Consider the following 13,680-nt stretch of genomic DNA (forward strand, 5'->3'; position numbering starts at 1 on the left):
AGGCTAATCGGCTCTCTTGTGCGGACGAAAAGGGTCTGCACCGGGCCTTTGGTGGAGCAAGAGTGTGCATCGTTAGCTGACTAAGTTAACCGAGCATTAACAAAAAAGCCCTGCACAATAAACATCGTGCAGGGCTTTTTGATCTGTCCTGAAAGCTTAGCTCAATACCGGTTCGGTTCCATTTCCAGGTCGACATGGAATCGTTCTGAAATGTCTTTCTGGATGCGCTGCGCCAGGTTCAGCAATTGCATGCCCGTTGCGCCGCCATAGTTGACCAGCACCAGCGCCTGCAGCTTGTGAACACCTGCGTCGGCATCGCGAAAACCTTTCCAGCCTGCCCGCTCGATCAACCAGCCAGCGGCCAGTTTCATCTGCCCGTCGGGTTGCGCATAGGCCACCAGGTCCGGGTATTCGCCCTTGAGCCGTGCAGCCAGCGCCGCTGACACCAAGGGGTTCTTGAAGAAACTGCCGGCATTGCCAAGCACGGCCGGGTCCGGGAGTTTTTCGTTGCGGATGCTGCAAATGGCTTGGCTGACATCGCGGGCGGTCGGATGCTCGATACCTTGTTCGGTCAAGCGCTGACGCACCGGGCCGTACTCCAGGTGCAAATGCGCGGCACGGTCGAGGGCGAAACGCACACGCAGGATCAACCAGCGCCCCGGTTCCTGCTTGAACAGGCTGTCGCGGTAAGCAAAGTTGCACTGCGCCAGGCTGAAATCGCGCAGTTCGCCGGTCTGGCGATCGAGGGCGGTCAGGCCGGCGAACACGTCCTTGATCTCGACCCCATAGGCGCCGATGTTCTGCATCGGTGCCGCACCCACGGTGCCGGGAATCAGGCTGAGGTTTTCCAGGCCGGACAACCCAAGCGCCAGGGTGTGTTGCACAAAGGGATGCCAGGGCTCGCCCGCCTCGGCCTCGATCACCACTTTGCCGTCGTCATCGCTCAGCACGCGAATCCCGCGAGTGGCCATGCGCAGCACCAGTGATTCAATATCCGCCGTCAGCAACAGATTGCTGCCACCGCCGATCACCAGTACCGGGACCTTGTGCTCCAGCCCATAAGCCAGGGCTTCGCGCACATCGGCGTCGCTATGGGCCTCGGCAAACAACCGGGCCTGGACATCCACGCCAAAGCTGTTGAACGGCTTGAGCGACACCTGCGATTGAATCTGCAAACTCATAACCGTCCCTTCAATTCGATCACCAGCAAATCGCTGGCGCGCTCGATCAGGTCCAACACCTGCTCGAAGCCTTGCTCGCCGTCGTAGTACGGGTCCAGCACTTCATCGATTGGCGACTGGTAACGGCGCAGGAACAGATCCAGCTCGGCCTTGCCCTTGGCGGGCTGCAAGGCCTTGAGGTTGCGCAGGTTACTGTTGTCCATCGCGAGGATCAGGTCGTAGGTGGCGAAATCGGCGCGGCTGACTTGCCGGGCGCGCTGGGCCGACAAGTCGTAACCGCGCAGCTTCGCCGCGGCCTGGCTGCGCTTGTCCGGCGCCTTGCCGACATGCCAGTCACCGGTTCCGGCGGAAGCGACCTCAATCTGATCGGCCAGCCCCGCTTCGCGCAGTTTGTGCCGCAGCACGCCTTCGGCCGTGGGAGAACGGCAGATGTTGCCCAGGCACACGAACAAAACGCGCATCACGCCTCCAGCAGGCGACGAACGCGCTCGAGGTCTTCAGCGGTATCGACGCCGGCAGGCGGCGCGATCAATGCGTCGGCCACGTGGATCCGCACGCCGTGCCACAGGGCACGCAGCTGTTCCAGGCACTCGGTGTTTTCCAGCCAGCATGGACCCCAGTTGACGAAATCCTGCAGGAAACCGGCACGGTAGGCATAGATGCCGATATGGCGGCGATACGGCACACCTTCCGGCAACTGCTCAGGGCTCACGGCAAACGCATCCCGCGCCCATGGCAAGGTGGAGCGACTGAACGTGAGCGCCAGGCCATTGAGGTCGCTGACGACCTTGACCACGTTGGGATTGAACAGGGTGTCCGCATCTTCGATCGGCTCGGCCAGGGTGGCCATGCGCGCTTCAGCGTGGGCCGCCAGGTTGGCGGCGACCTGATCGATCACGCTCGGCGGGATCAGCGGCTCGTCGCCCTGGACGTTGACGACGATGGCATCGGGCGCCAGGCCCAGTTTCATCGCGACTTCAGCCAGGCGATCGGTGCCGGAATTGTGATCCTCACGGGTCAGCACCACTTCTGCACCGAAGCCATTGCAGGCCTCGACGATGCGCGCGTCGTCAGTGGCAACCACCACCCGCCCGGCGCTGCTTTTGCTCGCCTGTTCCCAGACGTGCTGGATCATCGGCTTGCCGGCGATCAGCAGCAGCGGCTTGCCTGGCAGGCGGGTGGAGGCATAACGCGATGGAATGACGACGGTAAAGGCAGTGGTCATTTATCCAGACGCTCATCGGTGGTCAGGGTGCGCGCTTCCGACTCGAGCATCACCGGGATGCCGTCGCGAATCGGGTAGGCCAGGCCGGCGCCCTTGCTGATCAGCTCGGTCTTGTCGGCGCTGAGCTTGAGCGGGCCTTTGCAGACCGGGCAAGCGAGGATGTCGAGCAATTTGGTGTCCATGAGCATTCCCTGGAAAAAACGGAGTTAAGGCAACAAACGATCCGGCAGCAGGCGCATCAACTGTGTGTCGAACCAGGCCACGAAGGCCGGCGACGGCACGGCATCGACCGCCAGGTACCACCAATCGGCGGCGGCAAAGGCACGGCATTTCACCGCGTCTTTTTCCGTCATTACCAACGGCAATGACGGCGTGAAATTCAACGCCTGCACGCTGTATTCAGCGTGGTCGGCAAACGCATGTGGAACAGGCTGCCAGTGTAGCGTTTCGAGGGTCTTGAAGAAACGTTGCGGATTGCCGATACCGGCCACCGCGTGCAGGGCCTGGCCGGCGGAAAAATGATCGAGGGGACGGCGTTCGCCACTGCGCAGATTGACCAGTGCAGTGGGTTGCAATTGAAAGGCAAAGCCATCGTCGCGGTCGGATGCGGCACCGTTGTAGAGCACCGCGTCGACGCTTTGCAGGCGCTCGACCGGCTCACGCAATGGCCCGGCGGGCAGGCAACGGCGGTTGCCCAGACCACGGGCGGCGTCGATCAGCACCAGTTCGAGGTCACGGGCCATGCGGTAGTGCTGCATGCCGTCGTCGGACAGGATCAGATCCAGCGGCTCACTGGCCAGCAAGGCTTTGACGGCGCTGCTGCGATCGGGGTCGATCATCAGCGGCACGCCCGTGCGCTGGACAATCAGCAACGGCTCGTCACCGGCGACGTCGGCGCTCTGCCCGGCCTCGACCCGCCACGGCAACTGCGGCGGTTTGGCGCCATAGCCGCGGCTGACCACACCGACCCGCAGGCCGCTGCGCTGGCAGTGCTCGATCATCCATAGAATCAGCGGCGTCTTGCCGGTGCCTCCCACGGTGATGTTGCCGACCACGATCAGCGGCACCGGTGGCTGGTAGATCTCGCCCTCACCCGCCAGAAAGCGCTTGCGTTTGTTCATGACCACGCGCCGGTACAGCCATTCCAGTGGCTGTAACAGCTTCAGGGCCGGATGACCTGCGTACCACGCGGCGAGCAATCGATCGGACATGGCCATCAGGGCGCGGGAGGCGCCGCCTCGATGGTGGTCATGCGCAAGTGACTGAAGCCGAGTTTGCCGGCGGCATCCATGGCTGTCACCACGGACTGATGCGCAGTCTTGCCGTCAGCACTGATGGACAGCGGCCGGTTGGTGTCGCCGTTGGCTTCCTTTTGCAGCGCGTCCATCAGCGAGGCGAGGTCGCTTTTCGGCAGGATCTGGTTGTTCACCGAGAACACGCCGTCGGCGCTGATGGCGATGTCCAGTGGCTTGCTCTGATCATCGGCCGGCGTGCCGCTGACCGCTTCCGGCAGATCGACGCGCAGCTGGGTCTCACGGGTAAAGGTGGTAGTCACGACGAAAAACAGCAACAGGATGAACACCACGTCGATCAGCGATGCGAGGTTGATGTCCACCGTTTCCCGTGGTTTGCGGCGGAATTTCACGCTTTGCTCCCGGTCAGGTCCACGTCGCGATCGCCCTGCACCACTTCGACCAGCTTGATCGCTTCCTGCTCCATGCCCACCACCAGCTCATCGATCCGGCGTTGCAGGAAACGGTGGAAAAACACTGCGGGGATACCCACCATCAGGCCCGCGGCCGTGGTGATCAGGGCCTTGGAAATACCACCGGCCAGTACCGAAGCGTTGGTTGTCATGCCTGAGCCTGTGAACGCACTGAAAATATCGATCATGCCCAGCACCGTACCCAGCAGACCCAGCAACGGCGCCATGGCGGCGATGGTGCCGAGGGCGGCGACGTAGCGCTCGAGCTCATGGATGACCCGTTGTGCGGCCTCTTCGATACACTCCTTCATGATCTCGCGACCATGTTTTGAGTTGGCCAGGCCGGCCGCCAGGATCTCGCCCAACGGGGAGTTGGCGCGCAGTTCCTTGAGTTTTTCCTTGTTGAGCTGTTTGTCCTTGATCCAGACCCAGACCTGCCCGAGCAAGTGCTCCGGGGTCACGCGGCTGGCGCGCAGAGTCCAGAGACGTTCGGCGACGATGGCCATGGCCACGATGGAGCTCAGAATGATCGGCAGCATCATCCAGCCGCCGGATTTGACCAATTCCCACACAGTGACAGTCCCCTCGAAAAAGTGCGCCACTCTAACATAGGGGGTGGGCGCACCGAAGACCGTGATGTCGCATCCGGTCGGGCCTTGATAACGCCCGGTCATGGCTTCGAAGGCGGCGGATCGCGCCAGAAACGCCGTTCCTGGCGCATCGACCACGGTGGCTCGAAGCGCCCCAGTTGCAGACGAATGGCACCCTGGTCGACGCTGTCGTAGATCGCCATCCCGCGTTTTTGATAACGCGCGATCACCGTGGGATGCGGATGGCCAAATGAATTGCCCTGGCCGCGGGAGATCAGCGCCCCTTTAGGTTGCAGGATATCCAGCAGGGCATTTGACGACGAACTGCGACTGCCGTGGTGTGGTGCCTGCAGCCAATCGGTAGGCAGGGCCAACGGACTGTCCAGCAGGGCTCTTTCGGCGGCGGCATCGATGTCGCCACTCAACAGCAACCGTTCGCCATTGGCCTCGATCAACAAGACACAGGAGTTCTGGTTGCTGTCGCCGGCCAATGGCCAGTGCCAAAGCTGGAAGTCGACTTCATCCCAGGTCCATTGCCGGCCGCTCTCACAACGCCCGGCCTGCAGTTCCACAGGCAAGTCAGAGGGTTCACCACTGACCACCTCTATTACCGGCAAGCCCTTGGCAATCGCCGGGGCACCACCGGCATGATCGGCATGGGCGTGGCTGATCAGCATCAGGTCGAGGCCCTTCACCCCCAGTTTGTGCAACGCCGGCAGCACCACCCGCTCCCCCTGGTCAAGCTCACCGAATCGCGGTCCGGCGTCATACAACAAAGTGTAATGCCGGGTGCGCACCAGAATAGCCAGCCCCTGCCCCACATCCAACTGCCAGACTTCAGCGATGCCTTCCGGCAGCATTGACCGGGGTGGGAATACCAGCAACAGCAGCAGCGGCCAACCCAACGGACGCAGCGGAACGCCACGCGGCAACAGCAGTAGAAAAGCGCCCAGCGCGCCGAGGCTCCATACCCCCAAAGGAATCGCCTTCGGTACCCACGCGGGTAGCACCTCGGCCAACAACGCCAGGACCCTGAACAACTCACCGATCAAACCGCCCGCCAGCCACAACAGGCCCTCGCCCACGTAGGGCACCGGCAACAGCAATGTCCCGAGCAAGGCCGGTGGCAACACCAGCAGACTGATCCACGGTACCGCCAGCAAATTGGCTGCCGGACCGCTAAGGCTGATCGGCAATCCCAATATCAACAGTAACGGGCACAATCCGATCGCAATCAGCCACTGGGCGCGGGTCCAGGTTTGCCACCATCGCCAGGGGCCCAACCGGCCGCCGAAGGTCAATATCAAGACGGCCACTGCCGCGAAAGACAGCCAGAAACCAGGCTGGAGACTCGCCAGCGGCTCCAGCAGCAAAATACCGCAGAGTGCCAGTAAAAGCGGCCACCACGCACCGAGATGACGAAACCGCAGACGCCACAGCAACACCAGGCCAAGCATCAGGCAGGCTCGTCGCACCGGCACCCCGAATCCCGCCAGCATCCCGTAACCGAGTGCCGCGGCGAATGCCAGTCCACACGCCCAAGGCAGCCATGGCAGACGATTCGGCCATAACCCAAGGCGGGCCAGGCCGGCAATCAACAGATACACGACGCCCGCCAGCAAGCCGATGTGCTGCCCGGAAATCACCAACAGATGCACCGTGCCGGTGTCCTGCAATATCTGCCAGTCTTCGCGACTCAGCCCGGCACCGTCCCCGAGCACCAACGCGGTCAACGCGCCGCCTCGGCCCTGGGCATCCACCGCTTGCAAACGCTGGCGGATGCCATCGCGCCAGGCCCATTGGGCTGGCGCAAGGCGGTCGCCCTGCTTGACCGTCCCGGTCGCCCCGATGTGTTGTGCCAGCAACCAGGCCTGGTAGTCGACCGCCTGCGGATTGAGGAGCCCGACCGGGCGCTTCAATTTGACTGCCAGACGCCAGCGCTCACCACTGTTCACCGGCGGCCCGCCGTACCAGGCCAGGCGCATTTGCCGCGGCAGGCGGGTGCGCCGGGACTGGATGTCGGTCAATTCGAAACGCACGACACCGTCGTCATGCCGGGGCAAGCCAGTGACCCGTCCTTCGACCCAGCGGGTTTCTCCGTCCAGCGCCGGCGGCAACCGGTCATCCAGCGCCCACTGCGCATTCGCGCAGGCCCAACTCAAACCGAACAGGTAAAACCCCACCGGATACGTCCTGAATGGCAACAACATCAAACCAGCCACCGGCATCGCCAGCCACAACCAGACCGGCGGCAAAGCCGGCAAAAAACGCAAAGTCAGCAGCCCCAGCGCCAACGCCATCATCCCTGTGCGCATAAGCCCGTCCTTGAGAGTACCCTCCAAGGCTTAGCCCGCCCGTCGCGTGGGCGCCGTTATTAATTGTCACAAAGTCTGAATGGGCAGTTCATAGAATCCAGACATACTTGCCACCCTGACCGACCGAGAAGCCTTATGCCCCGGCGCTTATTCAAACGTTACATGCCAGACCCGATGAGCATCAGGGAACACAAATCCTTACGCTTTCTCGGCACGCTGCTGCATGACCCGAACCTCTGGCACCTCAACCGCCACTCCGTGGCCCGCGCCATGGCGGTGGGTTTGTTCGCGGCGTTCCTGCCAATCCCGTTGCAGATGCTGCTGGCGGCAACTCTCGCCATCATCGTGCGCGGCAACATGCCGATCGCCGTGAGCCTGGTCTGGCTGACCAACCCGATCACCATGCCTGCCGTATTCTTTTGCACCTACCAGACCGGCGCCTGGCTGATGGATGTCCCCGCCCGACAGTTGCCGGACGCACTGACCTGGGAATGGATCAGGGGCGAAATCTCGACCTTGTGGCAACCGTTTCTGTTGGGTTCGGTGGTGACGGGGCTGGCCCTCGGTGCGCTGTCCTACTTCCTGGTGATGGCGTATTGGCGCTGGTGGGTGGCCAGGCAATGGAAGCGGCGCAAGAAGAGCCGAATGTGAAAATGCAAAACGGCGCCCAGGGCGCCGTTTTTTACAACTGCCATATACCCCCTGTAGGAGCTGCCGCAGGCTGCGATCTTTTGATCTTGATTTGGACTCGTTAAAAGCCAAAAGATCGCAGCCTTCGGCAGCTCCTACAAGGAGGGTCAGGTACGCATCCCGCGCCCGCTGACCAGCAACCGTGCACAACCGAGGTACAGCACCACGGTCGCGACCAGCATGAAAGCGATGGCCACACTGATGCGGATATCCGACACCCCGAGGATGCCGTAACGGAATGCGTTGACCATGTGCAGCACCGGGTTGGCCAGGGAAACGGTCTGCCAGAACGGTGGCAGCAAGGTGATCGAGTAGAAGACCCCGCCCAGGTAGGTCAGTGGCGTCAGCACGAAAGTCGGAATGATCGAAATATCATCGAAGTTGCGCGCAAACACGGCGTTGATGAAGCCCAGCAGCGAGAAGATGGTCGCCGTCAGCACCACCACCAGAACGGTCACGCCCAGGTGATGCACCTGCAAATGGGTGAAGAACAACGACAGCAGGGTCACGATGATCCCCACCATCAACCCGCGCAGCACGCCGCCCAGGGTGTAGCCGATCAGGATGGTGTGCGGCGACAGCGGCGAGACCATCAGTTCTTCGATGGAACGCTGGAATTTGCTGCCGAAGAAACTCGACACCACGTTGCCGTAGGAGTTGGTGATCACCGACATCATGATCAGCCCCGGCACGATGTACTCCATGTAGGTGAAGCCACCCATGTCGCCGATTTGCCGACCAATCAGGTTACCGAAGATCACGAAGTACAGGACCATGGTGATGGCTGGCGGCAGCAGGGTCTGCGGCCAGATCCGGGTGAAACGCCGGACTTCACGGTAAACGATGGTGTTGAGGGCAATGAGGTTGGGGCGCAACTCGGAACTCATACCGCCACCTTCGACAGATTTTTCTCCACCAGGGACACGAACAACTCCTCGAGGCGATTGGTTTTGTTACGCAGGCTCAGCACTTCAATGTTCTGCTGCGCCAGCTGGGTGAACAACGCGGTGATGCCCATGGACTTTTCCACCTGGACTTCCAGGGTGTGGCTGTCGATCAGCCGGGACGGGTAGCCGAGCAACTGGGGCGCGGCGGACAGGTCGCCCTTGAGGTCCAGCAGAAAGGTTTCGACATGCAGTTGGCTGAGCAACTGACGCATGCTGGTGTTCTCGACGATGGTGCCGTGATCGATGATGCCGATGTTGCGGCACAACTGCTCAGCCTCTTCCAGATAATGGGTGGTGAGGATGATGGTGATGCCTTTCTCGTTCAGCTCGGTGAGGAAGCTCCACATCGAGCGACGCAGCTCGATGTCCACCCCGGCAGTCGGTTCGTCGAGGATCAGCAGGCGCGGCTCATGCACCAGCGCGCGGGCGATCATCAGGCGACGCTTCATGCCGCCGGACAGTGAACGCGACGGCACGTCCTTCTTGTCCCACAGGCCCAACTGGGTCAGGTACTGTTCCGCGCGTTCCTTGGCGATTTTCGCCGGGATGCCGTAGTAGCCGGCCTGGGTCACGACGATGTCGAAGGTCTTTTCGAACTGGTTGAAGTTGAATTCCTGAGGCACCACGCCGATGCAGCGTTTGAGCTGTGCAGGATTTTTGTCCAGGTCATGACCGAAGATATTCACCGTGCCGCTGGTCTTGTTCACCAGGGTCGAGAGAATGCCGATGGTCGTGGATTTGCCGGCGCCGTTGGGGCCGAGCAAGGCGAAAAAGTCACCTTCGGCGACGTCCAGATCGATACCACTCAGGGCCTGGAAACCGTTGCCGTAGGTTTTGGTTAGCTGCCGGATGGACAGAGCGGAACTCATATCTGATTTACGCACCAAGAAGGGAAGAAAGGGATAAGTATGGGCGGCGGCGAACAATACAACCGCAACAACTTGGCACAATGGTGCTTGTCGCCGCCTCACAAGTACAGTCAAGCGTGTCGATAGTGAGTATTAAGTCAACGCGGTCATGACCGCCTTTTGATACGCCGGACGCTGTTTCAACCGCGCGTACCAGGCCTGCAGATGCGGTAGTGGCGCACGCTCGATCGGCATCTCGAACCAGGCATAAATGAAACTGCCCAGGGGAATATCACCCATGCCGATCTCGTCTCCGGACAGGTAGGGCTTGTTCGCCAACGCCTGGTCGGCCATCGCCAGCAGTGTGTCGCATTCCCTGATCGCCGCCTTGATGGCGGGCCAGTCCTGCTGGTCTGCCGGGGTACGCAGAACACCCCAGAACAGGGTACGGAACGGGCCGGCAAAGCTTGAGGTGGTCCAGTCCATCCATTTGTCGGCGCTGGCACGGGCTTGCAGATCCGCGGGGTACCAGGCCGTGTCGGCGGCATGGCGGGCCATCAGGTAACGCACTATGGCATTGGATTCCCACAACACGAAACCATCGTCCTCGATCACCGGCACCCGACCGTTGGGGTTCATCGCGCGGTACTCGGGCGTATCGACGACACCAAAGGCGCCACCGGCATCGATAGCCTCATAGGTCAGGCCCAGTTCTTCGGCGGCCCACAATGGCTTTCTGACATTCGACGAGTTTTTCCGACCCCAGATCTTCAGCATGACCGCCTCTTTTTTGGTAAGTGGGCAGGCAGCATACGCCGGATCAGGGGCGACTCAAATCGCTCTGCATGTCACCCAACAGCGCTGGCTGCTGCTCACCGAACAGGTGCGGATAGCATTTTTCCAGGTGTTCGAAAAAGAACCTTTCGGGGACGTCAGCGAACTGGCCGTGATCGACGAGGTACTCCATCAACTTCGCGCCATCGCGGTTGAAGGGATGAAAAACGCTGTCGTTGATCCCGTCGAATTCCAGCGGCGCCACATTGAACAGCTCGCAGAGTTTGCGGTTGAACGCCGGCGTCGCCTTGATCCAGCGACCCTGCAAATAAAACTCGGTGTAGCCGTGCATGGCGAACATGTCGCTCTTGAGCAACTCAAGCAGCCGAGGCGTCGACAAATGATTGCGCACATCTGCCAGGCCGATCCGCGCGGGAATCGCGCAATGCCGTGCGCAACCTGCCAGCAACGTGGCCTTGGGCACGCAGTAACTTTCCCCGGTCGCCAATGCATGACTGCCGCGCAGGGTCTGCGGATCGCGACTGAAGGTGTACGGGTTGTAGCGCACCGCTTCGCGCACGGCGTAATAGAGATTGATCGCCTGCTCAAGCGGATCGCGACTGGCACCACGGTGTTTTTCGGCGAACTCCACCACGGACGGATGGTCACTATCGATGAAGCGGCCGGGACTCAGGTACTCGTGCATGAGAATAATCTCCAGGGGAAGCCCCGAGTCTAGCGAGAGCTTCAGCACAGAGATAACGACGTTTCGGCCAAACATGGGCGCTTTGCCGCTCGTTCAATGAGAGTTTTCCCACGTGTGCGGCCCATCTGGCGCACGAAAATCATCCTGGGTCACCACCTGCCTGTTTTGCGGATGCCGTCTAAGCTCTGAGGGCTGGTTCGCCCTGGTTTCACGGAGGAATAAATATGCTGCTGTTGTGGATACTGGTTCTGCTGGTCGGTATTGCTTATCTGGCCCACCGCCGCATCGCCCCGCTACCCGCCCTGGTCATCGTGGCCGCCTATGTCGTGGCCATGGGCGCTTTCAGCCGCGCGCCGGGCTGGTTGCTGCTGGTTTTCTGGGTATTGATCGCTGCCGTCGCCGCGCCCTTGCTGCTGCCCGACCTGCGTCGCAAATGGTTCAGCGCGCCGATGTTCAACTGGTTCCAGAAAACCCTGCCGCCGATGTCGCAAACCGAACGCGATGCCATCGACGCCGGTACGGTGTGGTGGGACGGAGAGCTGTTCAGTGGCCGTCCGGACTGGAGCAAACTGCTGTCCTATCCCAAAGCGCAATTGAACGAAGAAGAACAGGCATTCATCGACGGGCCGACCGAAACGCTCTGCACCATGGTCAATGAGTGGCAACTCGGTCAAACCATGGATCTGCCGCCCGAAGCCTGGGCGTTCATCAAGGACAACGGTTTTTTCGCCCTGATCATCCCCAAGGAGTTTGGCGGCAAAGGCTTCTCTGCCTATGCCCACTCGCAAGTGGCGATGAAACTGGCGAGCCACAGCGGCGACCTCGCCTCCACCGTGATGGTCCCCAACTCCCTCGGCCCGGCCGAATTGTTGCTGCACTACGGCACCGACGAACAACGCAATCATTACCTGCCACGCCTGGCTCGCGGCGACGATATCCCGTGCTTTGCCCTGACCGGTCCGCTGGCCGGCTCCGACGCCGGCGGCATGCCGGACTCCGGGGTGATCTGCAAAGGTGAATGGGAAGGCCAGGAGGTTCTCGGCCTGCGCCTGAACTGGGAGAAGCGTTACATCACCCTCGGCCCGGTGGCTACCCTCCTCGGCCTGGCCTTCAAGGCCTATGACCCGGATCACCTGCTGGGCGACAAGGAAGACCTGGGCATCAGCCTGGCGCTGATTCCGACCGACACCGAAGGTGTCGAGATCGGCCGCCGGCATCTGCCGTTGGGCGCCGCGTTCATGAATGGCCCGAACTCGGGCAAGGACGTGTTCGTCCCGCTGGAGTTCCTCATTGGCGGCCAGGAGATGCTCGGCAAGGGCTGGATGATGCTGATGAATTGCCTGTCGGTGGGGCGTTCGATTTCCCTGCCGGCAGTGGGCACCGGCATGGCCAAGTTCACCAGCCTGGTGACGGGCCAATACGCGCAGGTTCGCGAGCAGTTCAATGTACCGATTGCTTCGTTCGAAGGCATCCAGGAAGCCATGGCCCGCATTGGCGGCAATGCCTGGATGATGGACGCCGCCCGCATGCTGACCGCCAATGCGGTCGACCTGGGCGAGAAACCGTCGGTGCTGTCGGCGATTCTCAAGTACCACCTGACCGAGCGCGGCCGCGACTGCATCAGCGATGCCATGGATGTGCACGGCGGCAAGGCAATCATCATGGGGCCGAACAATTACCTGGGCCGCAAATGGAACGGCGCGCCGATTTTTATCACGGTGGAAGGCGCGAACATTCTCTCGCGCAACCTGATGATCTTCGGCCAGGGCGCGATCCGCTGCCATCCCTTCGTGCTCAAGGAAATGGCCCTGGCCGGCCGTGAAGACAAGGATCAGGCGCTCAGGGAATTCGATGGTCTGCTGCTCAAGCACATCGGTTTTGCCGTGGGCAACGCCGCCAGTACACTGGTGCTGAATCTCGGTTTTGGGCACCTGGAACACACCCAGGGTGACAAACTCAGCCAGGGTTACTTCCGTGCCCTCAATCGTCAGGCCGCTGCTTTCGCCCTGCTCGCCGACCTCAGCATGATGTTGCTGGGCGGTGCACTCAAACGCCGGGAACGCCTGTCCGCACGACTGGGTGACGTACTGAGCAACCTTTACCTGGCTTCTGCCGCACTCAAGCGCTATCACGATCTCGACACACCGCAGTACATGACGCCGCTGGTGAGCTGGGCCATGGAAGAAAGTCTGGGGCAGGCCGAGCGCGCCATGGATGAACTGCTGAGCAACTTCCCGAACAAAGTCGTGGGCTGCCTGTTGCGGGTGATCGTGTTCCCGTTCGGTCGCCGGCACAAAGGGCCATCGGACAAACTCGCTGCCGAAGTCGCTGCCTTGATTGGCCGCGCCAAGGGCGACCCCGCCCTGGAGGAATTGCTCCTGGGTTGCTATCGCCCACAGGCGAGCGACGATCCGGTCGGCGCCTTGCAACACGCCTGTAACCTGTTGAGTGCCGCTCAGCCGCTGCAGAAAAAACTGCATTTGGCACTCAAGACCGGCCAGGTCAAACCGCTGGCTGGCGAGTCGCTGATCGATGCCGCGCTCGAGGCTGGTGTGTTGCAGCCAGTGGAAGCGCAAACCCTGCGTGAAGCCGAAGCGGCCCGGCGCAAGGTGATCGATGTCGATGACTTTGACCAAGAGGAATTGGCACTGGCCGGGGGAAAAGTCCGCTGATCCCTTCAAGCATGTAAAAACGGGCGC

General features: G+C 61.4%; 14 protein-coding genes. 2 read left to right on the forward strand and 12 right to left on the reverse strand.

Features of this window, described 5'->3' with window-relative positions; translation table 11 throughout:
• Positions 1 to 161: 161 nt before the first annotated feature.
• From murB to KSS91_RS21830, 8 genes are all read right to left on the reverse strand, one after another.
• Positions 162 to 1,181, reverse strand: a complete 1,020-nt coding sequence (murB, locus tag KSS91_RS21795) for a UDP-N-acetylmuramate dehydrogenase (RefSeq protein WP_217836084.1) — start codon at positions 1,179 to 1,181, stop codon at positions 162 to 164.
• A complete protein-coding gene (locus KSS91_RS21800) occupies positions 1,178 to 1,642 on the reverse strand; it encodes a low molecular weight protein-tyrosine-phosphatase (RefSeq protein ID WP_217836085.1) in 465 nt (154 codons plus the stop codon). The genes murB and KSS91_RS21800 overlap by 4 nt, the downstream gene beginning before the upstream one ends.
• Entirely contained in the window at positions 1,642 to 2,406 is a 765-nt protein-coding gene (kdsB, locus tag KSS91_RS21805) for a 3-deoxy-manno-octulosonate cytidylyltransferase (protein WP_217836086.1), read from the reverse strand. Before kdsB ends, KSS91_RS21800 begins: the two co-directional genes overlap by 1 nt.
• A complete protein-coding gene (locus KSS91_RS21810) occupies positions 2,403 to 2,588 on the reverse strand; it encodes a Trm112 family protein (RefSeq protein ID WP_003179363.1) in 186 nt (61 codons plus the stop codon). Before KSS91_RS21810 ends, kdsB begins: the two co-directional genes overlap by 4 nt.
• Positions 2,589 to 2,612: 24 nt before the next feature.
• Positions 2,613 to 3,623, reverse strand: a complete 1,011-nt coding sequence (lpxK, locus tag KSS91_RS21815) for a tetraacyldisaccharide 4'-kinase (RefSeq protein ID WP_217836087.1) — start codon at positions 3,621 to 3,623, stop codon at positions 2,613 to 2,615.
• Positions 3,623 to 4,051 (reverse strand): ExbD/TolR family protein, encoded by a 429-nt coding sequence (locus tag KSS91_RS21820; protein ID WP_007972252.1) that lies wholly within the window; start codon positions 4,049 to 4,051, stop codon positions 3,623 to 3,625. The genes lpxK and KSS91_RS21820 overlap by 1 nt, the downstream gene beginning before the upstream one ends.
• Positions 4,048 to 4,683 carry a MotA/TolQ/ExbB proton channel family protein gene (locus KSS91_RS21825; protein ID WP_033047600.1) on the reverse strand — a complete coding sequence of 212 codons (636 nt, stop codon included), beginning with the start codon at positions 4,681 to 4,683 and terminating at the stop codon, positions 4,048 to 4,050. The genes KSS91_RS21820 and KSS91_RS21825 overlap by 4 nt, the downstream gene beginning before the upstream one ends.
• Positions 4,684 to 4,781: 98 nt before the next feature.
• On the reverse strand, positions 4,782 to 7,016 hold the full coding sequence (locus tag KSS91_RS21830; protein WP_217836088.1) for a DNA internalization-related competence protein ComEC/Rec2: 2,235 nt from the start codon (positions 7,014 to 7,016) through the stop codon (positions 4,782 to 4,784).
• A 135-nt stretch (positions 7,017 to 7,151) separates the two neighbouring features.
• Here KSS91_RS21830 and KSS91_RS21835 point away from each other — a divergent pair, with 135 nt between their 5' ends.
• Positions 7,152 to 7,667, forward strand: a complete 516-nt coding sequence (locus tag KSS91_RS21835) for a DUF2062 domain-containing protein (protein WP_015096398.1) — start codon at positions 7,152 to 7,154, stop codon at positions 7,665 to 7,667.
• Between the two features lie 146 nt (positions 7,668 to 7,813).
• Here the strand turns inward: KSS91_RS21835 and KSS91_RS21840 are convergent, their stop codons facing one another.
• The 4 genes from KSS91_RS21840 to KSS91_RS21855 all read right to left on the reverse strand — a co-directional run bounded on the left by KSS91_RS21840 (position 7,814) and on the right by KSS91_RS21855 (position 10,981).
• Positions 7,814 to 8,593, reverse strand: a complete 780-nt coding sequence (locus KSS91_RS21840) for an ABC transporter permease (RefSeq protein ID WP_217836089.1) — start codon at positions 8,591 to 8,593, stop codon at positions 7,814 to 7,816.
• Entirely contained in the window at positions 8,590 to 9,522 is a 933-nt protein-coding gene (locus KSS91_RS21845) for an ABC transporter ATP-binding protein (RefSeq protein WP_217836090.1), read from the reverse strand. Before KSS91_RS21845 ends, KSS91_RS21840 begins: the two co-directional genes overlap by 4 nt.
• Before the next feature lie 132 nt (positions 9,523 to 9,654).
• On the reverse strand, positions 9,655 to 10,278 hold the full coding sequence (locus KSS91_RS21850; protein WP_217836091.1) for a glutathione S-transferase family protein: 624 nt from the start codon (positions 10,276 to 10,278) through the stop codon (positions 9,655 to 9,657).
• A gap of 43 nt (positions 10,279 to 10,321) precedes the next feature.
• The gene (locus KSS91_RS21855; RefSeq protein WP_217836092.1) at positions 10,322 to 10,981 is read right to left on the reverse strand and encodes a transglutaminase-like domain-containing protein; all 660 of its coding nucleotides are present in this window, start codon (positions 10,979 to 10,981) and stop codon (positions 10,322 to 10,324) included.
• A 224-nt stretch (positions 10,982 to 11,205) separates the two neighbouring features.
• On the opposite strand from KSS91_RS21855, the gene KSS91_RS21860 reads away from it, so the two are divergent.
• Entirely contained in the window at positions 11,206 to 13,653 is a 2,448-nt protein-coding gene (locus KSS91_RS21860; protein WP_217836093.1) for an acyl-CoA dehydrogenase, read from the forward strand.
• The last annotated feature ends 27 nt before the right edge of the window (positions 13,654 to 13,680 follow it).

It is taken from the genome of Pseudomonas azerbaijanorientalis (genome assembly GCF_019139795.1).
In the GTDB taxonomy this organism is placed as follows: Bacteria; Pseudomonadota; Gammaproteobacteria; order Pseudomonadales; family Pseudomonadaceae; genus Aquipseudomonas; species Aquipseudomonas laurylsulfatiphila.

Bases quoted from the DNA above. Each gene is read 5' to 3' on its own strand.
- murB (WP_217836084.1), bottom strand. From the start codon at position 1,181: ATGAGTTTGCAGATTCAATCGCAGGTGTCGCTCAAGCCGTTCAACAGC.
- KSS91_RS21800 (WP_217836085.1), bottom strand. From the start codon at position 1,642: ATGCGCGTTTTGTTCGTGTGCCTGGGCAACATCTGCCGTTCTCCCACG.
- kdsB (WP_217836086.1), bottom strand. From the start codon at position 2,406: ATGACCACTGCCTTTACCGTCGTCATTCCATCGCGTTATGCCTCCACC.
- KSS91_RS21810 (WP_003179363.1), bottom strand. From the start codon at position 2,588: ATGGACACCAAATTGCTCGACATCCTCGCTTGCCCGGTCTGCAAAGGC.
- lpxK (WP_217836087.1), bottom strand. From the start codon at position 3,623: ATGGCCATGTCCGATCGATTGCTCGCCGCGTGGTACGCAGGTCATCCG.
- KSS91_RS21830 (WP_217836088.1), bottom strand. From the start codon at position 7,016: ATGCGCACAGGGATGATGGCGTTGGCGCTGGGGCTGCTGACTTTGCGT.
- KSS91_RS21835 (WP_015096398.1), top strand. From the start codon at position 7,152: ATGCCCCGGCGCTTATTCAAACGTTACATGCCAGACCCGATGAGCATC.
- KSS91_RS21840 (WP_217836089.1), bottom strand. From the start codon at position 8,593: ATGAGTTCCGAGTTGCGCCCCAACCTCATTGCCCTCAACACCATCGTT.
- KSS91_RS21845 (WP_217836090.1), bottom strand. From the start codon at position 9,522: ATGAGTTCCGCTCTGTCCATCCGGCAGCTAACCAAAACCTACGGCAAC.
- KSS91_RS21850 (WP_217836091.1), bottom strand. From the start codon at position 10,278: ATGCTGAAGATCTGGGGTCGGAAAAACTCGTCGAATGTCAGAAAGCCA.
- KSS91_RS21855 (WP_217836092.1), bottom strand. From the start codon at position 10,981: ATGCACGAGTACCTGAGTCCCGGCCGCTTCATCGATAGTGACCATCCG.
- KSS91_RS21860 (WP_217836093.1), top strand. From the start codon at position 11,206: ATGCTGCTGTTGTGGATACTGGTTCTGCTGGTCGGTATTGCTTATCTG.